The sequence below is a fragment of the Bacillus sp. DX3.1 genome, from assembly GCF_030292155.1.
Classification (GTDB): Bacteria; Bacillota; Bacilli; order Bacillales; family Bacillaceae_G; genus Bacillus_A.
Map to the genome: position 1 here is coordinate 3,713,826 of NZ_CP128153.1, position 21,533 is coordinate 3,735,358.

The window sequence follows — 21,533 nt, forward strand, 5'->3', positions numbered from 1 at the left end:
TTCCTTTAAAAAGCTTGTCTTTGTAGTATTCATTGTAACAATGATTATGCAAAGACAGGGGATGTTTCGTTCGTAAAATCTTTACAATGATAGACAGCATTTTTGCCAGCTTTCTCACTATTACCAATTTATGATAAAAAAAACAAAAAAATGCACGAATTGCTTCGTGCATTAAAATAAAACATCTTCTTCGTATAAAAATTCATAAGACAAATCAATAAATAAGAAATGTTCATCATCAATCGGAAAGGAAAATGTTCGTACCATTTCTCCAGTTTCTATATCTGCATACAAATCAGAAAGCCTTGCTTTATTTTCAAAACGCATTTTCATTATATTTTCTAAAAAATAGGGACGCCAACTCCAATTTTTCATATAATACTCCGGCATTAAAACCCATTCACCATTTTGTTTCATGATATTTCCTGATTGCTGAAATCCATCTTCGTTACAAATAAAAATTCGAAAGCTATAATGTGATACTTGTTGACTAAAATTTAATAGCCAATTATTAAAATCATCAATTTTTTTGTGTTTAGATAGCACATTTCCCGCATGATCCCGCAATGTTTCTGTTAATTGATAAATTTTTTGAAGTTTTTTCTTTTCATGTTGAATAAATTGATGACATTCATTTCGAAGACGCTCTTTTAAAATGTCAGCTTCTATAAAATCAGGTAAAAACTCTTTTAAATAATTTCCTTGGTAATATCTTCCGCCATTTTTCCACGCATATTGCAACTGGTAAAAAGCATCAATTTCTTCATATAATAATGTTGCACCAATTCGTCTCGCTAAGAGCGATAATGAATATAAAATATCTTGGTACGATTGTAAAAGTGCGGTTTGCCTTAAATTCGTTAAATCAACCTTTAAGATGTCAGGTGCTAGTACGCTAATACGCTCAAGATTACTTGTACCTGTGCCGACTTTATTAATTGCAATTTGAATTCCATATGTACGGTAATATAAAAGTAAGTGATTAAATTGTTCTATATCTTCCTTACAATCATGCTCCGTTATTTCTAATACAATATGATGTAGGTTTAACCCTTTCTTTTCATACGTTAACAATAAATGAAGTAAACTTTCGTCTTCATCATTCATTAATATATTCGCATTGCGATGTATAAACAATAAAAACTTTTGATCTGTTTCTAAATATCGTTCCAACGCTTTTTCTACAATGACATTATCCGCCTCTAGTTGGAATTCACCTGGAATTGAATCGTCATGAAAAAAAGAAGACAGACTTTGTAAACCATCTTCTGTTTGGATACGCCCTACTACCTCATATCCAATTATTGTATGTTCATCAGCACTAAAAATAGCTTGATAGTAAGGAAGGACTTTATCCAAGTTACTCATTACATCCAATGCATCTACCACAATATTTCCCTCCTTTTACTTTTCAAAAATTATAACATGGTATGTATAGAAAAATAATAAAAAATCCCTTCAGTTCTCCTGAAGGGATTAGAGGGGTAAAATGCTAAGGGGAATTAGCAATTCTACTATGAAGAAAAAAGAGGTCTTAAATATACCTTACAAACCACCTCTTGTAAACACTTTTCTTTCACATGTCACAAATCCGTCACATTTTACGTAATCCCTTTAGAATGGATACTGATGTAAATGCTGTCCACCATCCATTGTCATACACGTACCATTTATATATGCCGCTTCATCGGAACATAAATAATAAGCTAAGCCAGCAATTTCTTCCGGTGTACCAAGACGACCAAGAGGAACACTTTGTAAAGTACGTTTTGCAGCCTCTTCTGAAGTCCACAATTTATCAGCACCGCCAGTTCGTTCAATTGGGCCAGGTGCAATCGCATTAACACGAATGCCATATTTACGTCCCCACTCAACGGCCAGCGTTTTTGTCATTGCTAGTACACCGGCTTTAGCAGCTGCAGAATGAATCACTCCAGGTCCTGCATCCCATGCATATGTCGCGACCATATTAATGATATTCCCTTTTATTCCCTTTTCGATCCAATACTTCCCTACTGCTTGGCTACAATAAAACGTTCCGTTCAATACAATATTAATAACGGAATTCCAGCCATTTATTGATAAGTCTTCGGCAGGACAAACAAAGTTACCTGCTGCATTATTTACTAAAATATCAATACGTCCAAACTTCTCATCAATCTGTTCAATCATCCGTTTGATATCTTCTATATTTCGAACATCCATTTGTACAGTTAACACTTGTCCTGGAAACTGCTCAATTTCTTTCCTTGCTTCATCTAGACTCTCTAGCGTACGTCCTGTAATAACAACAAACGCGCCTTCCTTTGCAAAACGAGCCGCCATTCCTTTTCCCATTCCACTTGAACCACCTGTAATTACCGCTACTTTTCCTTTCAAATTTTCCCCTCCCCAAAAATGAATACATATTCATTTTATCACTTTATTTAATAGAAATCTTTATATTTTTAAATTTTTCTGATATCTTTTAATAAAATGATACTATCAATATAAATTCTTCATCCTATTTATAGCACTTATACACTTGAAACTTTGCAATGGCATCTTAAAAATACAACAAAAACTAGCATTCGTAGCCATTCTCTTCATTCCCTATCATCACGAAAAGCTTACAGCCTTACATGCTATATATATCCATTTTGATTTTTCGACATATAAGCCGCGGCTATGGATAACAAAAGGTGACGTGCACTCGTTTTCTCTCTTTGTTTTTACTTGGCATGGAGCAGGAAAAGGATCTGACCGCTTCTATGCATGAACGGATGCTCTCTCCCACCTAAAAAGAAGGGTTTTATGTCGGTTTTTTAATTTGTATTTATATAGAAAAGTGAATACAAGGAGAGGAGAGCTGTAGTGACGCTATAAGAGTTTACTTCTCATTATATTTTTGCTCTTATAGTTTCTCTCATATGAATATGAATCGATTAACAAGAAGAAAATTTATAAAATCGGCTATACGTACATCCTTTTACACATGTGTAACAACTGGTTTAGGCTATTACTATGCGAAATATATAGAACCACGCCTTCTTTCTTTTACCCATCATTCCCTTCGTTCTCCACTCATTCCTAAAAACTTTCACGGCGTGAAAATCGTTCAATTTAGTGATTTACATTTAGGGTACTATTTTTCACTCCAACAGCTTTCTAAAATCGTTTCCAAAATAAATGAGACACAGCCGGATATTGTATTTTTCACTGGTGACTTAATCGATGATTATCAAACATATAGTGAAACGCCTTTTGTTTCTTCTATTTTACGAAACATTCGTGCTCCTCTTGGAAAATTTGCAATCTATGGAAACCATGATCACGGTGGATACGGAACAGAATACTATAGTCAAATTATGAGAGAAGCAGGTTTTGAAGTACTACAAAATGCCGAAAAACGTATTTACCTATTAGACGATAGTGAAATTTCTATTTTCGGAATTGACGATATGCTTCTTGGTAATCCAGAAATTGATGCGACATTACAACACGCACAAAAAGAAATGTATACAATCGTACTCGTACACGAGCCTGACATAGCGCCAAAAATTGCAAACTTCCCGGTAAATCTCCAACTTTCTGGACATAGTCATGGCGGACAAGTACAACTACCTTTCTTCGGAGCAATTGTTACACCAACGCTTGCAAAGCACTACATTGAAAGTTTTTATCACATTCAAGAAGCACATTCACTACTATTATATGTAAATCGTGGCCTTGGAACGACACGGGTTCCATTCCGTTTTATGGCTAGACCGGAAATTACGGTCTTTACTCTTCAGCACCCGTAACGTACAACTGCCTATTTTCTACTATATCCTTTCTTGTACTCGCTCATCCATCCCTTTTTCCCATATGATAACAATGAGTCCAATAAAGGAGGTTGTTACATGTACCCATATCTTCAGCCCTTTCCAGTTCGTTCAGTACCCATTGGTCCAGTAGGCGACTCACGCTTCTTACCATTTTTCGGTGTTCCATTTTTGGCAGGACTTGCTGGTGGTTTAATTGGCGGAGCATTGGCATTTGGTCCTAGGCCACCTTACTATCCGCCATACCCACCTTCGCCATATCCGCCTACACCGTATCCTTGTTATGGAAGTCCTTGCCAACAACCGTATTACTATTAATATAAAGTAAAACTTCTATTAGCCGGGGTTTACTGCCGTTAGATTGAGACAAACCAAAAACTATGAAAAAAGCCTCTTATGAATAAGAGGCTTTTTTCGTTTATTACTATAAAGAGATGTTCACCTTATCATTTTGAAATGGGGTTCCACTTCTCTTTCATACACCATCATACATTATTCTGCATCGGTATTTTGATAAGCCATTTGAAATAGTTTCACTTGGCTATCAATTTCTTGCGAACCATCACTTATTACATAATAATATTCCCCATCTTTACGTTGTTCACGCGTTTTTACGTTATCTTCCAAAATAAGCTGTAATATTGCTTTAATTCTAGCTTTCATTTCAACTCCCAAAATTGGGAATGAAATTTCCACGCGTTTTTCCATGTTCCGTGTCATCCAATCTGCAGAAGATAAGTAGACCTTTTCTTCTCCATTATGATGGAAATAATAAATGCGACTATGCTCTAAATAACGCCCAACGAGACTAATCACACGAATATTTTCACTTACATTTCCAACACCAGGACGTAAGCAGCATGTTCCCCTTACAATTAGTTCAACTTTCACCTCAGCTTGAGATGCCTCATACAACTTTTGAATGAGTGGTTTATCTGTTAAGGAATTCATCTTGGCAATAATATGTCCATTACCGTACTGTTTATGGTAACGCATCTCTTCATCAATTAATTCAATAAACTGATTCCGTATATCAAATGGAGCAACTGACAAATGATGAAAATGTGGCTTTGTCGTATAACCACTTAAATAATTAAAGAAGTTTGTTGCATCAATTCCGAACTCCTTTCGAAATGTAATATAGCCAAAGTCTGTGTATAATTTTGCAGTAGCATCATTATAATTTCCTGTACCTAAGTGGACAAATCGTTCAATCGCACCATGCTTCCGTCTCACGACAAGTGTAATTTTACTATGTGTTTTCAAATGGCTAACACCATAAATAACGTGACAACCAGCCTGCTCTAGTTCCTTTGCCCAGTGTACATTATTTTCTTCATCAAAACGAGCCTTCAATTCAACAAGAACCGTTACTTGCTTCCCTTTTTCTGCAGCAATCTTTAACGCTTGTATCACAGGGGAATCCCCGCTTACACGATACAACGTTTGTTTAATTGCCAATACGTTAGGATCATCCGCTGCATCACGCACGAAATCAACCACAGGCTGAAAAGATTCAAACGGATGATGCAGTAAAATATCATGTTCGATCGCCTTTTCAAATACGTCTTCCTCATCACCTAAATCTTGAGGTGGCTGTGGAATAAGAGCTGGATAAATGAGATGTCCATATATAGGAGCCAATTTTTTATATAGTGAAAACAAACATGTTAAATCTAATGGTCCGTCCATTAGATATACATCTTCATCTTTCACTTCTAATACTTCATATAGTAAAGATAAAACCCTCTCATCTACATGTTCTTTTCCAATTTCTAAACGAACAGCCGCTCCCCATTTACGTTTTTTTAACTCTTTTTCAATAACTTTTAATAAATCACGCGCACCCTCTTCGTGGATGGTTAGATCAGCATTACGTGTAATACGAAAACGAGTGACAGAAGATACCGCATATCCTGTAAATAATTTATGAGTAAAACTGCTAATTACATCTTCTAGCAAAATAAATTTTTGTTTTTGATCTTCACTCGGCAAGAAGATGAAACGTTCTAGTAATGATGGAACTTGAACAATTCCAAGTTTTGTTCTATTTTCTTCTTCCGCCTGTCTCTCATCATATAAAATGGTAGCCAAATTTAAACTTTTATTTAATAACATCGGAAACGGACGATATGCATCAATTGCAACAGGTGTTAGTACAGGGAAAATTTGTTCATCGAAGTACTCTTCAATAAATTCACGCTGTTCTTTCGTTAAATCATGAAACGTTAACGGCTCAATTCCTTCTGCTTCCAAAGCTGGCAGTACAGTATTTTTGAATGTATTATACTGAACCTTCATCAATTCATGTGCCTTCACAGCAATTTTATTAATCTGCTGTTTTGGTGTTAATCCAGCCTTATTTTCTGGTTGATTAAATCCCGCTTTTACTTGATCTTTCAAGCCTGCAACACGTACCATAAAAAATTCATCTAAATTCGAACTAAAGATACTGATGAACTTTAGTCTTTCTAATAGCGGATTATTTTCATCTTGCGCTTCTTGCAACACGCGTTCATTAAAAGCAAGCCAGCTTAATTCACGGTTATTGTAGTAAGCAGTATCATTTAAATTCACTAGATTCCCCTTGATCATTTCCATTTCCCTTCACACTTCCCCTTGAAACTTTTTCAATATAATTTAATTACATTTATTGTAGCAAATTCCAATTTACTAAAGTGTAAAATTTCTGTAAAGAAGTTCGTACTTCTTAACATTTCATTTCAAATACTAGTTCAATGTTCATCTTTAATGCTTTTTCAAGTTGTTTTTTCTGCTTTTCGGCTTGTACCTTTTCAGCTAAAGCCGATTGTTCGCACATAATGTAAAATACAAGTCCCTCCTTATTTCTTTTCACTTGAATCGCTTCGATAAGATCTCGATGTCTTACATTTAAAGCAGCAGAAAATTGTAAAATCGCCCCTAACAACCGAATCTTTCTCTGTTCATTTTTATCAAACCAACCTTCAAACGGATCCAAATGCTGCTTAAATAACATTTTTGACTTATAAGATGCGATAAGCGCCAATCTGATACGTTCTTTATGCATCATGCCATCAATTGTTTTATTCGCCAATAAATAGAATGTATGTAGACGGCTTGCTTCTGCATCTATGTATTTTCCAATATTAAATACTTTTGCAGCTTGATATAATATATCCCAATCTTTCTCTGTAAAAGAAACAACCTCGCACTCTTCAAGTTTTTTACAAATTAACGTTCCCTGCTTAATCAGTTGCACAACAAACCTCATATCCATTTCATATTCGTGAGATAATAAGTACAAACTCTCTTCAATTACATTTGGATAATAAGAAACACCTAAATTCTTCGTCAATTCCTCATAGAAAACACCTTCTCGTAACCCTCTCCGGCTCAATATAAATGAAGGTGCTTGTACGATAGTTGTTAATGTAGAAAACACCTCCACTGCCGGAATAATTGTATCTGCACGATCCTTCGCTAAACCATCTAACTTTTGTAATTCCGTAAAAGGAAGCGCTCTCAGTTCTTCTTGTACATCTTTAATGTCAGCTTCTTTCATTTTATATAAATGCAATCCGGCTATCGGATAAAAAATTAAATTTTGATGAATTTTCACCATGTTTCGTGCACTTCCACCAATCGCAATAAGGGGCAACTTTTTATCCTTTAGCCAAGGTAACGCTTGAAATTGATACAATACATATCTTCTCAACTCCTCTAATTCTTCCGTAGTTGGTGTCTCATGATGAATAAATTGTTGTTTTAAGGAAAGCGCTCCAAAAGGAAAACTATGATATTCTACAATTTCTCGGTTCCGAAAATACGTAACCTCTGTACTTCCACCCCCAATATCGACTGTAACACCTTCTGTAAAAGAGGTTGAATTCATCACCGCTAAGTAGCCATAACGTGCTTCTTCATATTCCGATAAAATTCGAAGGATAAAATCTGTTTTCCCTTCCACAAGCCTCTTAATTTCCTCTTGATTTTCTGCTTGTCGAATTGTCGCTGTCGCCACGCAAAGCACATTATGTAATCCATGAAACCTTGTACTTTCTTGAAATTGAAGTAATGTTTGAAGCAGTAACTCCATTCCTTCTTCTATTAGTACACCGTCTATTAAATAATTTCTTAAACGTGCAACTACCTTTGTATTTTCAATTTCTTTATAAAAGCCCCCGTTTTGTTTCTCATAAATAACTAATCGCATTGTATTTGAGCCGATGTCAATAATGGCATATTGCTGTTTCAATATATTTTTCATTGCTCTCACTCTTTCATTATTGAATTCCCAAAACCAGTCCTATCACTATTATACAAAATAGTTGTTTTTTGTAACAATATTACTTTAATATTGAAAATACATACAATCACTTTTTATATATAATAAAACTACTTTTATTTATGCTATAATAATGAAAACTAGAAAGGGGGTCACACTATGAAACCTTCACAACCACAGTCTCATCCATATAAACAGCAATCTATTGATCGATTGGCTCAATCTATTTTCGTTGTGAATCGGCATGCAAAATCCGCTACAAATCCTAAATATTTATACTGGTTAAAAAAGACCACTTTAGAACGTTTAATTATAGAAGAGAAAGCAATAAAAAAAGGGTTACACTTTTCCAAAAACCCTCGTTTTAGTCAGCAACAATCCGATGTTCTCGTTCGAGTAGGTGACTATTATTTTCATATTCCTCCGACAAAAGATGATTTTCGTACTCTCTCACATCTTGGTAGTCTCGACTCTTCTTATCGAAACCCCAAAACAACTCTATCTTTAGCCACAGCAAAAAAGACGCTTCAAGATTATATTGGTGCTGAGGCACTTAGACAAGAAAAAAAATTAAGTGAACCCATTCCATGGTATCGACGTACGTATACAAAAAAATAAAGCAGGTTAGCCATAATGGCTAAACCTGCTTTATTTTTTCTCTTCTTTTATTTTAATATTCGCTTGTTTATAAAATACTACTTTTTCTGCATTATACGATTTTGTATACTCATTGAATTTATCTTTTTCAGTATCAATGTCTTTATAAGATTGGTTTACTGTTTTTACTTTATCACTAATTGCTTTTAATTTCGCATCTTTATCTTGCAGCATTGTGTACAATTCTTTTTCTAGTTTTAATGATTTACTATAGACATCATACATTTTCTTAAATGAATCATGTCGTTTTTCATAGGCATTCTGCACTTTCTCTGCTTGTTGTTTCAACTTATTATCTTCGATTTTTTTTACGTGTTTATCAACTGATTTGATTTCTTCTTGCGCTTCATTCAACGCTTCTTTTTCTTTATCGATTACTTTTCCACGTTCTGCTGTATTCTTCAATGCCTGATCTAACTTTTCCTTGACAGCTTGATTATTGTCTTTACCTTCTTGTACAATTTGAGCGTATAGTTCTTGACCTTGTTTTTCTAAAGTCTCTAGTTTTTTTGCATCTTTAAACACCGGCTTTTCTTGCTTTGCAGCATTTTCAAATGCTACATATAATTCTTCTTCTGGTTTCGGTCCAAAGCAACCAGCTAATAAAGTCATAGATAAAGCAGTTACAAGTGCTATTTTTTTATATTTCAACGTCTATTCCTCCTACTTATATACGATCGTCATGCCAAAAATTTAAAGGAAAATGAGTGGATTCCTCATATACTTCAAACTCATATCCTTTTTTACGAAGATCATCAATAATTGTTTGTAATGCTTGCACAGTTTGTTTCTTCTCATGCATTAAAATAACTTCGCGTTCTTTTTGGGCACTCGAAACTACATTTTGTACGATACCATCCGGGTTCCCAGATAATTTCCAGTCCAATGAATCGACTGTCCAATCCCATTCTTTCATGCCCGCCGTTGCCATTTGATCACGCAATGCTTGATTCAGTCCTGGCATACTTCCATATGGACAGCGAACAAGCTTAGGCTGAATGCCGGTAACATCTTTCATTATGTTTTGTGCTTGTTTCATCTCTTCAACAAACTGTCCTTGTTTATAAAGTTTCGCATAATTATGTGTCATGCTATGAACACCAGGATAGTGCCCTTCCTTTACTAAACGCTTTACACTGTCTTTATGAGATGGAATGTTCCCGCCAATCATGAAAAATGTCCCCTTTATTTCATTTTTCTTTAAAATATCTAAAATTTCTTTTTGAAATTCACTCGGCCCATCATCAAAAGTTAAGTAGGCTACCTTGCGCACTTGTCCATTAAATTTCACCGGTGCTGTTTTATCCATTTTAACTTTCGTTTGCTCACTAGCAAACTGGATCGGATTTTCTTGATTTGCTACAGCTTTTGCAGGAGACGTAATGGATTGAAATATGAAAAACCCCGCTGCGATAGCGCAAATTGCAATAGCAATGATAACCAGCCGCTTGACCATCGATGAGCGCCGGTTCCTAACGTCTATCATTCTATCATTCCCTTTCCATCTGTCTATTAATCTTTTCTTGTTCATTTTACACAGTGCAAAGTCTAACTTGCAACAATTTACAAATATTCTTTTGTTTTCCTTAAAAGGAAAAGTGTAGAGATTGTTTACCTCTACACTTTTAAAATAAGAGATCATTGTGCAAAATGTACTGACACATCCAAACATAATTATATGATGATTGAATATATTTTAAAAGTCTTTTGTTACAAATAACAAAAAAATTGTAACAAAAGAGAAGAAACTGTTACAATTCCATAATTTTCACATCTCTATTTTTATACAGACGAGCCTGTGCTGTATGAAATAAATTTTCAAATGAATTTCCTTCTAAAGGATATGTCACAGCCCCAAACAAAATTGTGATATTCACAACACCATTCTGCAGTTCTTTTGTTACATTTGTTAGCAATCTATATAAATCCATTTTGATTTTTTGACATATAAGCCGCAGCTATGGATAACAAAAGGTGACCTGCACTCGTTTTCTCTCTTTGTTTTCACTATGTCTGGGCAGGAAAAGGATCTGACCACTTCTATGCATGAATGGATACTCTCTCCCACCTAAAAAGAAGGGTCTTATGTCGGTTTTTTAATTTGTATTTATATATCTATTAATATTGATTGTTCATATCCATTATCCACAGCCACAATCACATACTTATTGTCTTCCCAACGTGTAACGACATCACTTTTTCGAATCGTTTTCAATATGATATTCCCCACGTTTTGAAGCAATTGTTTTAACTTTTTATCTTGTATATTTCTATATAAATAATGTTTTTTTACAAAACAAAAAATGTACGCACCACTCCATACATTTTTTCTCAGGCTTGTATTCACTTTCTTTTCTATTTCATATGTATATTATATATACCTTATCGAAAGGAGACGAACATGATAAAAGGTGAAAACGTTTCAGACATTATTCGTTTTATTGCTGGTTTTCTCTTATCATTAAAATTATTATTTGAATCATTTGGGCTTACTTTCATTACAAATGACCAAATTGATGCGATTGTAAATGTCGCTTCTTTCTTATTCATTTTATACTTTGGATACAAAAATAACTATATAGGAAAAAAAGGCCTGGAACAAAAAGAGTTACTGAAAAAGCATAACCTTCATTGAAAAAGGAACCAGCATCGTGGTTCCTTTTTATTGTTTTATCAATATCGCATCTTTTGTTTGAAATGGACCATATACTAGGTCCTTATGCTTAAATGTATACGTAGCACGTAATGAAATGTTAGAAGGAATCGGTATACGAATTACTTTCAATTGACAAATTAATTGCACTTTTTCATTCGGTAGCAACGTATCAATTCGCCATCGCACAAGTTGAAATAAAGATTCTCCTATCCCTTTATTCTCTTGTAGTGTGCTAGGTACATATGCAAAGTGATCACGAATCATATGGCTGACGAGAATATGAGAAACCTCTTCATTACCTATATTTTCTACCTCAAGTTGAATACAGAGAATCTCATGTACATCATAAACAAGTTTATGTGAAAAGGATTTCTCTTTCAAACTGCGAACTTGCAATGTTACCTCTACATTTGGAGTAGAGCTTTCACTTGTAACCCCTTTAAAGTCACCACCCAGCCACAGAACAGGCTGTGAAAATAGAGGAAACTCTTCTTTCGTTATCATTTTCCAACTTTTCATGATAGAAATTCACCTCATTCCGGATGATATTACTCAACAAATTTATCCTGCTCTCATGGGCAGTAAGATACTTTCCCCAAAACAGTTCACTTTAGACTTCCTCTTATCTTCTTTCGACGAAAATATACACTTTCACCTTTTTCACCTTTCTTTTATATCTTATTCGACAATTCAATAAAAAAACCATTCTAAAAAGCTGTACAATACTGTACAGCTTTTTAGAATAAAGTACAATGTCCCATTCCCTATGCCTATTATATAAATCCATTTTGATTTTTCGACATATAAGCCGCGGCTATGGATAACATAAGGTGACCTGCACTCGTTTTCTCTCTTTGTTTTCACTTGGCACGGGGCAGGAAAAGGATCTGACCGCTTCTATGCATGAATGGATGCTCTCTCCCACCTAAAAAGAAGGGTTTTATGTCGGTTTTTTAATTTGTATTTATATAGAAAGTGTCATTCTTATATTATGAATCATTTTTCATAATATGTTTTATATACCAATCTATTCCCCACTAATTCCCATACTATTCATTAATTATCTTCTTCTTAGATCTATAAAATAAAGAGAATTTTGCCAGAAGAAAAAATTTGCCTTTTAGTCAAATTTGACTATAATATGAATTGTGCTTTCTGTTCTTTATTACATTGAAACTACCATCTCAATTTTATCCCTCTCTAACGAGCAGTAAACTCCTCACTTCAAAATTCAGAAAAAACAAAGAGGTTAGATGGGAGACAACTGCCCGTAAAAGTTCGATTGGTGATAGAAATGCGAACAGCCTAGGTAGAATCACGCCCGTACATAAGAACCTAATTGATTGTGAACGACTCCTTATGAGGAAAATAATGTCTCATTAAGGAAAATTTAATCTTACTATAAAAGGAGGGATATGTTTGGAGGAGCAAACATATCAAAACAAAGCAAGTAAAACGAAATTTGTTGTCGCCGGATTGTTACTTGGTATTTTAATGGCAGCAATGGATAATACAATCGTTGCATCGGCCATGGCGACAATTGTTGGAGACCTAGGGGGATTTGATAAATTCGTTTGGGTTACTTCAGCTTATATGGTAGCAACAATGGCAGGAATGCCGATTTTCGGAAAACTATCTGATATGTATGGACGTAAACGGTTTTACATCGGCGGATTACTTCTCTTCTTACTCGGTTCAGTACTTTGCGGCACAGCATCTAGTATTGAACAGTTAAGCATTTACAGAGCGATTCAAGGAATTGGTGGCGGTGCTCTTATGCCAATTGCTTTCACCATTATGTATGATATATTCCCACCGGAAAAACGCGGTAAAATGACAGGACTGTTCGGAGCTGTTTTTGGAACATCAAGTGTATTCGGTCCGTTATTAGGCGCATATATTACAGATTATATAAGCTGGCACTGGGTTTTTTATATCAATATTCCATTAGGGCTCATTTCTTTCTTTTTCATCTCGAAGTATTATAAAGAATCCCTACAATATAGAAAACAAAAAATTGACTGGGCTGGTGCTATCACACTTGTGGTAAGTATTATTTGCTTAATGTTTGCTCTAGAACTTGGCGGCAAACAATACGCATGGAATTCCAATATGATTCTTGGCTTATTTGCTACATTTGTTACTATGCTTATTATCTTCTTCTTCGTAGAACGAAAAGCAACAGAACCAATTATTTCTTTCCACTTATTTAAAAAGCCTTTATTTGCAGCAAGTCAAGGTGTTGCGTTTTTCTACGGGGCAACTTTTATTATTTGCACAGTTTACATTCCTATCTTTGTGCAAGGTGTTCTCGGTGGATCCGCAGCAAGTGCAGGATTAATTTTAACGCCAATGATGGTAGGATCTGTAATTGGAAGCCAAGCAGGCGGACAACTTGCAACACGCACAAGTTACCGTAATATTATGATTGTATCTGGTATCCTCTTTGTACTTGGCATCTATTTACTTGGCACATTAACGATGGAAACACCACGTACACTCGTAACAATCTTTATGATTCTTGCGGGGCTCGGAGTTGGCTTCTCTTTCTCTGTTTTAAGTATGTCTTCCATTCATAATTTAGAAATGCGCGATCGTGGTTCTGCTACATCAACAAACTCGTTCTTCCGTTCTCTCGGAATGACTCTCGGCGTTACTATTTTTGGTACAATACAAAATCACATTTTTACTGATAAGTTAAAAGCAGTTTTTCCTCCAGAGTTAGCTAAGATGGCACCTAAAGATGGAGACACAAGCTTTTTATTATCACCAAATGCTGCCGAAAAAATCCCACCACAAATATTAGATGGGATTAAACAAGCTTTGGCAACATCCATTGCTGATACGTTTTTCTGGGCTCTTATTCCTGCTATCTTAAGTATTATCTGTATCATATTAATGGGAAAAGAACGTCTCGTAATTGGAACAAGTAAAAAACAAAAACAAGTAAGTTAATAGTAGTAAAAGGAAACGGTATACCTCTTTATCGAAAGAGGTATACCGTTTATAATATGTATAAAGTTTATTTTAGGAGTTGAGACAGCATGAGCATGAAACTAGTCATTCTCGGCTTATTACTCGAAGGAGACAAACATCCATACGAAGTACAGCATACAATGAAAGAACGACAAATGGATTGTTATATTAAATGTGCAAAAGGTTCTCTCTATTACGCTTTTGAACAATTAGAAAAACAAGGTGCGATTGCGATTACAAATGTGGTACGAGATACAAACCGACCAGATAAAACTATTTTCCATATTACCGATATCGGCAAAGACCTTTTTCATACTCTTTTATTAAAGCAATTTGAGGCCAAAAATCAAATATACAAACCAATTTATTCAGCTCTTTCTTTTGCTCATTTTGGTGATGAAGAAGCAATTATTCCTATTTTAGAGAAAAAGAGAAATGACACACTTCAATATTTACATACGATGAAAATGATATACGAACGCAGTAAAACAAACATCCCACGGGCACAGCTATATATTTTAGCAAGTGTTATAGAACACATCTCTGTTGAATTACGTTGGTTAAATGAACTACATAAAGATGCAAGCGCTGGACGTCTTTCCGAAATCGGCACAGACATAAAGTGAAGGCTCTAACGAGCAGTCACCTCCCACCTAACCTCTTTGTCCTATATGAATTTGCGGGGGCTTTACCGCCCGATTGGTTGCGTTTCTATCAATAGGAGTATTCATCTCCTGCTGATAAACCCTCAACCAATCGGGCTCTTATATTTTCCATTTCCCCTCTTCTCTCATTTTAAACTATATATATCCATTTTGATTTTTGGGCATATGGCCGCGGCTATGGATAACAAAAGGTGACCTGCGCTCGTTTTCTCTCTTTGTTTTCACTATGTCTGGGCAGGAAAAGGATCTGACCGCTTCTATGCATGACCGGATGCTCTCTCCCACCTAAAAAGAAGGGGTTTATGTCGGTTTTTTAATTTGTATTTATATAAGATATGACTGACCAGTGAATGACCCCTCCTTAACACTCTTACGAGTTGTTTGAAGAAGGGGCTTCCTGTTTCATAGAGCGTTGCTGCTTGGGGGTAACCCAAGCAGTCTTACATACTCTCCACAGACGTCGTTTATACTGTTTGGACACAACCTTGCCCTACAGTTTCAGTCGTTCTCACAAGTAATTGTTCTAACCCTTTTCGCAAAATATTTAGACTCGCATTATGATCCCTGTCTAATAGCGTTCCACACTTTGCACAAATATGTGTCCGAATAGAAAGCGATTTTTTTACACGATTTCCACAGCCAGAACAATCTTGCGATGTGTAAGCTGGGTCTACTTTCACAAGCAGACCTCCAAACTTCTCGCACTTATACAGAAGCATACTGCGAAAAGCACCCCACCCCGCATCAGAAATCGACTTCGATATCTTTCGATTCCGAACCATGTTTCGGATATTGAGATTTTCCATACAAATCACCGAATATTCTTGGGTAAGGTAATAACTTAATTTGTGTAAAAAATCTTTTCTTTGGTTTGCTACCTTTTCGTGAAGGTGTCGAACCCGTTCTACTTGTTTATTATAGTTCGCAGAGCCTTTCTTTTTCTTCGAAAGATTACGCTGTGCTTTCTTAAGTCGCTTTTCTTTTCGGCAGAGAAATCTTGGATTTTCAAATGCCGTTCCATTTGAAAGAACAGCATATTTGTTTAACCCCACATCTATACCAATTGAATTTTCCATAGCAATAGAAGAAGGTACAGCTTGTCTTTCGACACTAAAAATAGCGTACCATCTCTTGGATTGGCGTTTGATAATCAGTTGTTTGATGGTTCCTTCTATCGGACGATGAAGAAGAATATCAATTTCTCCTAGTCTTTTGTTATATAACTTTCCATTTTCAGAAAAAGACATTGCGAAACGGTGTTTCCTATTCGGTTTGAATCCAAATTGAGTGAAGGTGAGGCTATTATATTCTTTATACTTTTTCAATTTTGGATAGTTGGAATCCCCACGAAAAAAGCCATCATATGCCTTTTTCAGTCGTAAAAATACTTCTTGTAAGGGCTGTGATGGCACTTCTTTTAGAAACGGATAAGCCTTCTCCTCCCTACCATCTGGGCTATGCCCTGCACGTGCTTGAGGAAGGGGACTTCTGTTGGATTACTGTTAAAACGCAATAAAAAACAATCGATACTATTTTTCTTCCAATCTGTTATAGAAAAGCAAAACGATTTACACAGTAAAAAAATAGTTTCCATCCCTCTAAAAAACGTTGATAAAATTCAGAATATTCTCAATAATAAAGATTAAAAATTTACGAATATTCTTATTTCAAAACAGTGGACAAAATTCAAAAAATTATGTTAGAATTTGTTTCAATATCATATTCACTTGTTAAATTCCTTTCAAAAAGGAAAATAGGTACACGAAATTTTTTATTTCGTGTTTAAAAGGGAAGTTTGGTGAAAATCCAACGCGGTCCCGCCACTGTAAGTGCAGAGAGCTCTTTCCTATACCACTGTGAAAACGGGAAGGTGAAAGAACTCGTATGAAGCATCAGCCAGGAGACCTGCCTATTTTAACAACACTGATAGACTCACGGATGATGAGGAGGTGTTTTTAACGGAAATGGAGTATTTTCTGCTCCTATATACTTTTCGTTAAAAGCATTTCCGAGTAAACGGAAATGCTTACTTTCAATTAGGGAGGAAATTTAAATGGGAATTCAAACGAGTAACTTGGGGTATCCACGCATTGGATTACACCGCGAATGGAAAAAAACATTGGAAGCTTTTTGGGCAAACAAAATTAATGAAGAACAATTTTTAACGAACACGAAAGAAATTCGTCTTCAACATGTAAAAACACAGCAAGAAAAAGGCATTGATTTAATTCCAATTGGTGATTTTACATACTATGATCATGTACTGGATACAGCTTATATGCTCGGCTTTATCCCATCCCGTTTTTCTGAGTTTACGTCTTATCTTGATGTATATTTTGCGATGGCACGTGGATCTAAAGATCACGTCGCTTCTGAAATGACAAAATGGTTTAATACAAACTATCATTATATTGTTCCTGAATATGAAGAAGGATTAAAGATTTCTTTAAAAGATAACCGTCCTCTTCGTTTATATGAAGAAGCAAAACAAGAACTAGGAGTAGATGGGAAACCAGTAATATTAGGACCCTATACATTCTTAAAATTAGCAAAAGGTTATAAACAAGATCAATTTTCAACAATTCTACAACAACTGGTTGCACCTTATGTACAGCTATTAACTGAATTACATGATGCTGGTGCACGCTTCGTACAAATTGACGAACCAATTTTTGCATCTTTAACAAAAGAAGAAATCGCACAAGCGAAAGAACTTTATGAAACAATTCATAAAGAAGTACCGAATGTATCTCTTATTCTACAAACTTATTTCGATAGTGTAGAAGAAAACTATGAAGAGATTATTACATTCCCTGTATCCGGCATTGGATTGGACTTTGTTCACGGTAAAGAAGGAAATGTAAAAGCAATTGTAGAACACGGATTCCCATCCGATAAAATTTTAGCTGTAGGTTGTATAGATGGCCGTAACATTTGGAGAGCAGATCTTGATGATGTTCTTTCTTTATTCGAGACATTAAAAGAGCATGTTACGCCAAAAGATTGGATTGCTCAGCCTTCTTGTAGCTTATTACATACTCCGATTGACAAGACAGAAGAAACGCACCTGTCAAAAGAATTATATGATGCACTTGCATTTGCAAACCAAAAATTAGAAGAGCTTACTATTTTAAAACAAGCACTTGTACATGGTGTAGAAAGCATAAGTACAGAACTTACAGCTTATCGAATTGCTCATGAAGCAATTCGTTCTTCAGCTGCACGTAATCGTGAAGATGTGAAAGCATCACGAGCAGCGCTTCAGGAAGCAGACTTCTCTCGGCCTCTTCCATTTGAAGAACGCTATGCTGTGCAACAAACTGCATTACAATTACCATTGTTACCAACAACAACAATCGGTAGTTTCCCACAAACTACTGAAGTTCGTCAAACACGTAAACAATGGCGTAATGGTGATATTACAAATGAACAATACGAACAATTTATTGAAAAAGAAACAGAAAAATGGATTCGGTATCAAGAAGAAATCGGTCTTGATGTGCTCGTTCATGGAGAATTCGAACGAACTGATATGGTGGAATACTTCGGAGAAAGACTTGCTGGTTTCTCTTTCACAAAAAATGGTTGGGTACAATCATACGGTTCTCGTTGTGTAAAACCACCTGTTATTTATGGTGACGTTGCTTTTATTAACGGAATGACAATTAAAGAAACTGCATTTGCACAAAGCCTTACAAATAAAGTTGTAAAAGGTATGCTAACAGGACCTGTAACGATTCTAAACTGGTCATTCGTTCGAAATGATATTTCCCGAAAAGAAGTTTCCTACCAAATCGCATTAGCACTTCGTCATGAAATTAAATTACTTGAATCTTCAGGTATCCGTGTTATTCAGGTCGATGAGCCAGCGCTTCGCGAAGGAATGCCACTAAAAGAAAAAGATTGGGAAGCATATATCACATGGGCTGTTCAATCATTCCTTTTAGCAACTTCTTCTGTAGCAAATGAAACACAAATTCATACACATATGTGTTACAGTAACTTCGAAGATATCGTAGATGCGATTCGTGCATTAGATGCCGACGTTATTTCTATTGAAACATCAAGAAGTCACGGTGAATTCATTCACACATTGGAACATACAACATATGAAAAAGGAATTGGCCTAGGAGTCTATGATATTCATAGCCCTCGTGTTCCAAGTAAAAATGAAATGTATACAATTGTAGAACAATCCTTAAAAGTATGTGATCCGAAATACTTCTGGATTAATCCTGATTGTGGTTTAAAAACAAGAAGAACAGAAGAAGTTATTCCTGCTCTGGAACATATGGTTCAAGCTGCAAAACAAGCACGTGAATTTCTAAAAACAAATGTATAATTAAAAAATGAGGATGTCCAAAAAGGGCATCCTCATTTTTTATGCTATGAAATTTTCAACTTGCTTTCGTCTCTATATAAATCCATTTTGATTTTTCGACATATAAGCCGCGGCTATGGATAACAAAAGGTGACCTGCACTCGTTTTCTCTCTTTGTTTTCACTATGTCTGAGCAGGAAAAGGATCTGACCGCTTCTATGCATGGCCGGATGCTCTCTCCCACCTAAAAAGAAGAATTTTATGCCGTTTTTTTAATTTGTATTTATATATTTGCGGCGGTGTTATCATTCTCTCTCTTCAAAATACAGTTCATACTGTACTTTATAAAGTTCATCTTCTGTCGGTTCTTCAAGTGGAATTGCTTGTACAACTAGTATATATGCGCCTTGTGGAATCGAAATATGTAGTTTATTAGAAAGAATACTACTTATATAAACACCATCATTATGCACAGTAAATGGTGCTGATATCGTTCTCATCACTCCTTCTTTCTCTACATGCTTCCCAACAACTGCAGCAATTTCACACGTATAATCAGAGAGCGTTTCAAAAATAATGGTACCATCCGTTTCGGCATACCCTCTCTCGAAATCTTCATCCGTCCATTCCACATACGGTTGTTTTTCCTCATGATTCATAACGATTAATTGTGAGTAGGAAATTGTTAACTCCATGTATGCCCTTCCTTTCCATCATTTACTTTCAGTCCATTCGCCTCAAATCATTATCTGCTATTTCACCACAAATTTCACACGTGTGCCATCTGAATATTTGTCTAACTTATTCCCAACCCAAGAACCGGCACCTCGGTTATCACTCGGATTAATATATTCAATATGTGCACCTTTTCCACCTTCTTTGCACATTGCCATCGGCCATTCATCACGGTCATACCCTTTTTTTGCTGGATACGGAGCTAAAGACAGCTTTCTTCTATCAGCTGCACCATTTCGATCAATCGTACATACCTCAGAATGCCCTTCATTTATTGCATCTGCAATATGCTTTCCAGTTTCAGGGTAACGTTCTTTTGGAAAATCTAGAACTTGGTCATATGCGAATTCTTTCTTACTCTTTGGTTCTGTTGGTGTGAATACCTCATAAACAGCAACCAAGATAGAAAGAATCGCGATAATTGAAATAATAATGCCTTTTAATTGCTTCATATATGTACCTCCGTTTTCAAAAAACCTTTTCTCATCTTAGGTTATTATAACAAACTTACCAAGCTTATGTTTTCAGACATTATTTGCGCTCTTCTTCTTCTTTACGCCAAAAATATTCATTTTTATGCAACTTCTCACTAATCATGTAGAAAACTTCTAACCTTCCGACATTCTTTTTTAAAGGAAGTATAAATAAAAAATGGAATTGGTATATACGATACTTTTTGGGGAGGAAACGTCATGGAGGCAATATATAAAACGAAGGATGTCACAAATAAAACCGGAATCCCGAAACATATAGTTCGAAAATACAGTCAACTTTTAGAGCAACATGGTTATATAATTGCAAAAACTGCCGATGCTCGTATATATAAAATGGATGATATGCAGCTTTTAAAATCAATTCATGAACGAGCAGCTACTTTACAAGAAGACATCACAGAAACAATTCCCATCATTTTAAAAGAAAAAAACACCCCACCCGTACCCATCCTAAAACAGAATCAAGAAGTGAAAGCGAAAGAGGAAGAGCGAAACTTTAAAGAATTTATGTTAAAACTTGAGATGCTCGCACAACTAAATGAAGCTATTATTCATCAAAACTCAACCTTAATTACTCAAAACCGTTTAAAAGATGAAAAACTGGATGAATTAATGCAGCAAGTCTATGTAAAAGAAGAAAAACAAGCGGATATGCTGCAAGATCTTGTCGATCACGCCGTCCAAACAGATGCTCTACAAAAAGAAAAAATGGACTTATTAATGAATCATATGTATAAACGCGAATCGAAGCAAGAAGAAAAGATGAATAAGCTTGTCAATCACGTTTACAATAAGGACAGCAATCGAGACAATCAACTCATGCAAGTCATTCGTGAAATTCAAGAAACAAAACGATTAATAGCCGCATCAAAAGAACAGAGCTTCTTTCAATCATTTAAAAATTTATTTGTCCGGGTTAAATCTGAAAAAGCAAATGAAATGAATAAATAAAAAAAGTT

Annotated in this window: 18 protein-coding genes, 1 pseudogene and 1 riboswitch; of the genes and pseudogenes, 8 read left to right on the forward strand and 11 right to left on the reverse strand. The window is 35.4% G+C overall.

Going from position 1 to position 21,533, the window contains the following annotated elements; all coding sequences use genetic code 11:
- Positions 1–171: 171 nt before the first annotated feature.
- Both QRE67_RS18465 and fadH read right to left on the reverse strand, forming a co-directional pair.
- Entirely contained in the window at positions 172–1,389 is a 1,218-nt protein-coding gene (locus QRE67_RS18465) for an EAL domain-containing protein (RefSeq protein WP_286121678.1), read from the reverse strand.
- A gap of 225 nt (positions 1,390–1,614) precedes the next feature.
- Positions 1,615–2,379 (reverse strand): 2,4-dienoyl-CoA reductase, encoded by a 765-nt coding sequence (gene fadH / locus QRE67_RS18470; protein ID WP_286121679.1) that lies wholly within the window; start codon positions 2,377–2,379, stop codon positions 1,615–1,617.
- Between the two features lie 536 nt (positions 2,380–2,915).
- On the opposite strand from fadH, the gene QRE67_RS18475 reads away from it, so the two are divergent.
- Together QRE67_RS18475 and QRE67_RS18480 are read left to right on the forward strand one after the other, a co-directional pair.
- Positions 2,916–3,782 (forward strand): metallophosphoesterase, encoded by an 867-nt coding sequence (locus QRE67_RS18475; RefSeq protein WP_286125320.1) that lies wholly within the window; start codon positions 2,916–2,918, stop codon positions 3,780–3,782.
- 99 nt (positions 3,783–3,881) lie between these two features.
- Entirely contained in the window at positions 3,882–4,121 is a 240-nt protein-coding gene (locus tag QRE67_RS18480) for a hypothetical protein (RefSeq protein WP_286121680.1), read from the forward strand.
- Between the two features lie 174 nt (positions 4,122–4,295).
- Here QRE67_RS18480 and QRE67_RS18485 read toward each other — a convergent pair whose 3' ends face one another.
- Complete coding sequence (locus QRE67_RS18485) at positions 4,296–6,404, reverse strand: RNA degradosome polyphosphate kinase (protein WP_286121681.1); 2,109 nt, start codon at positions 6,402–6,404, stop codon at positions 4,296–4,298.
- Between the two features lie 109 nt (positions 6,405–6,513).
- On the reverse strand, positions 6,514–8,052 hold the full coding sequence (locus QRE67_RS18490; protein WP_286121682.1) for a Ppx/GppA family phosphatase: 1,539 nt from the start codon (positions 8,050–8,052) through the stop codon (positions 6,514–6,516).
- A gap of 177 nt (positions 8,053–8,229) precedes the next feature.
- Between QRE67_RS18490 and QRE67_RS18495 the strand changes: the two genes are divergently transcribed.
- Positions 8,230–8,688, forward strand: a complete 459-nt coding sequence (locus QRE67_RS18495; protein ID WP_286121683.1) for a YkyB family protein — start codon at positions 8,230–8,232, stop codon at positions 8,686–8,688.
- A gap of 30 nt (positions 8,689–8,718) precedes the next feature.
- Here the strand turns inward: QRE67_RS18495 and QRE67_RS18500 are convergent, their stop codons facing one another.
- From QRE67_RS18500 to QRE67_RS18510, 3 genes are all read right to left on the reverse strand, one after another.
- On the reverse strand, positions 8,719–9,339 hold the full coding sequence (locus QRE67_RS18500; protein ID WP_286125321.1) for a YkyA family protein: 621 nt from the start codon (positions 9,337–9,339) through the stop codon (positions 8,719–8,721).
- 55 nt (positions 9,340–9,394) lie between these two features.
- Positions 9,395–10,213, reverse strand: coding sequence for a peptidoglycan-N-acetylglucosamine deacetylase (locus tag QRE67_RS18505; RefSeq protein ID WP_286121684.1), 819 nt, complete (start codon positions 10,211–10,213; stop codon positions 9,395–9,397).
- Positions 10,214–10,478: 265 nt separating this feature from the next.
- Entirely contained in the window at positions 10,479–10,643 is a 165-nt protein-coding gene (locus tag QRE67_RS18510) for a hypothetical protein (protein ID WP_286121685.1), read from the reverse strand.
- A 485-nt stretch (positions 10,644–11,128) separates the two neighbouring features.
- Here QRE67_RS18510 and QRE67_RS18515 point away from each other — a divergent pair, with 485 nt between their 5' ends.
- Positions 11,129–11,362: a phage holin gene (locus tag QRE67_RS18515; protein WP_286121686.1), complete on the forward strand. Its 234-nt coding sequence runs from the start codon at positions 11,129–11,131 to the stop codon at positions 11,360–11,362.
- Between the two features lie 27 nt (positions 11,363–11,389).
- Here QRE67_RS18515 and QRE67_RS18520 read toward each other — a convergent pair whose 3' ends face one another.
- Positions 11,390–11,902 carry a hypothetical protein gene (locus tag QRE67_RS18520; protein ID WP_286121687.1) on the reverse strand — a complete coding sequence of 171 codons (513 nt, stop codon included), beginning with the start codon at positions 11,900–11,902 and terminating at the stop codon, positions 11,390–11,392.
- Positions 11,903–12,802: 900 nt separating this feature from the next.
- Here QRE67_RS18520 and QRE67_RS18525 point away from each other — a divergent pair.
- Positions 12,803–14,338, forward strand: coding sequence for an MDR family MFS transporter (locus tag QRE67_RS18525; protein ID WP_286121688.1), 1,536 nt, complete (start codon positions 12,803–12,805; stop codon positions 14,336–14,338).
- 89 nt (positions 14,339–14,427) lie between these two features.
- Positions 14,428–14,985: a PadR family transcriptional regulator gene (locus tag QRE67_RS18530; RefSeq protein WP_286121689.1), complete on the forward strand. Its 558-nt coding sequence runs from the start codon at positions 14,428–14,430 to the stop codon at positions 14,983–14,985.
- 503 nt (positions 14,986–15,488) lie between these two features.
- Here QRE67_RS18530 and QRE67_RS18535 read toward each other — a convergent pair.
- A pseudogene (locus QRE67_RS18535) lies at positions 15,489–16,466 on the reverse strand (RNA-guided endonuclease InsQ/TnpB family protein); the annotation flags it as partial.
- A 296-nt stretch (positions 16,467–16,762) separates the two neighbouring features.
- Positions 16,763–16,951: riboswitch (cobalamin riboswitch) on the forward strand.
- A gap of 126 nt (positions 16,952–17,077) precedes the next feature.
- On the opposite strand from QRE67_RS18535, the gene metE reads away from it, so the two are divergent.
- Entirely contained in the window at positions 17,078–19,366 is a 2,289-nt protein-coding gene (metE, locus tag QRE67_RS18540; RefSeq protein WP_286121690.1) for a 5-methyltetrahydropteroyltriglutamate--homocysteine S-methyltransferase, read from the forward strand.
- Between the two features lie 284 nt (positions 19,367–19,650).
- Here metE and comJ read toward each other — a convergent pair whose 3' ends face one another.
- Together comJ and nucA are read right to left on the reverse strand one after the other, a co-directional pair.
- Complete coding sequence (comJ, locus tag QRE67_RS18545; protein WP_286121691.1) at positions 19,651–20,040, reverse strand: competence protein ComJ; 390 nt, start codon at positions 20,038–20,040, stop codon at positions 19,651–19,653.
- 57 nt (positions 20,041–20,097) lie between these two features.
- Entirely contained in the window at positions 20,098–20,532 is a 435-nt protein-coding gene (nucA, locus tag QRE67_RS18550; protein ID WP_286121692.1) for a DNA-entry nuclease, read from the reverse strand.
- 240 nt (positions 20,533–20,772) lie between these two features.
- Between nucA and QRE67_RS18555 the strand changes: the two genes are divergently transcribed.
- Positions 20,773–21,525, forward strand: coding sequence for a DUF3967 domain-containing protein (locus tag QRE67_RS18555; RefSeq protein WP_286121693.1), 753 nt, complete (start codon positions 20,773–20,775; stop codon positions 21,523–21,525).
- The last annotated feature ends 8 nt before the right edge of the window (positions 21,526–21,533 follow it).

Coding starts and splice junctions, on each gene's coding strand:
- QRE67_RS18475 (WP_286125320.1), top strand. CDS start 2,916: ATGAATCGATTAACAAGAAGAAAATTTATAAAATCGGCTATACGTACA.
- QRE67_RS18480 (WP_286121680.1), top strand. CDS start 3,882: ATGTACCCATATCTTCAGCCCTTTCCAGTTCGTTCAGTACCCATTGGT.
- QRE67_RS18485 (WP_286121681.1), bottom strand. CDS start 6,404: ATGGAAATGATCAAGGGGAATCTAGTGAATTTAAATGATACTGCTTAC.
- QRE67_RS18490 (WP_286121682.1), bottom strand. CDS start 8,052: ATGAAAAATATATTGAAACAGCAATATGCCATTATTGACATCGGCTCA.
- QRE67_RS18495 (WP_286121683.1), top strand. CDS start 8,230: ATGAAACCTTCACAACCACAGTCTCATCCATATAAACAGCAATCTATT.
- QRE67_RS18500 (WP_286125321.1), bottom strand. CDS start 9,339: ATGACTTTATTAGCTGGTTGCTTTGGACCGAAACCAGAAGAAGAATTA.
- QRE67_RS18505 (WP_286121684.1), bottom strand. CDS start 10,213: ATGATAGACGTTAGGAACCGGCGCTCATCGATGGTCAAGCGGCTGGTT.
- QRE67_RS18515 (WP_286121686.1), top strand. CDS start 11,129: ATGATAAAAGGTGAAAACGTTTCAGACATTATTCGTTTTATTGCTGGT.
- QRE67_RS18520 (WP_286121687.1), bottom strand. CDS start 11,902: ATGAAAAGTTGGAAAATGATAACGAAAGAAGAGTTTCCTCTATTTTCA.
- QRE67_RS18530 (WP_286121689.1), top strand. CDS start 14,428: ATGAGCATGAAACTAGTCATTCTCGGCTTATTACTCGAAGGAGACAAA.
- metE (WP_286121690.1), top strand. CDS start 17,078: ATGGGAATTCAAACGAGTAACTTGGGGTATCCACGCATTGGATTACAC.
- comJ (WP_286121691.1), bottom strand. CDS start 20,040: ATGGAGTTAACAATTTCCTACTCACAATTAATCGTTATGAATCATGAG.
- nucA (WP_286121692.1), bottom strand. CDS start 20,532: ATGAAGCAATTAAAAGGCATTATTATTTCAATTATCGCGATTCTTTCT.
- QRE67_RS18555 (WP_286121693.1), top strand. CDS start 20,773: ATGGAGGCAATATATAAAACGAAGGATGTCACAAATAAAACCGGAATC.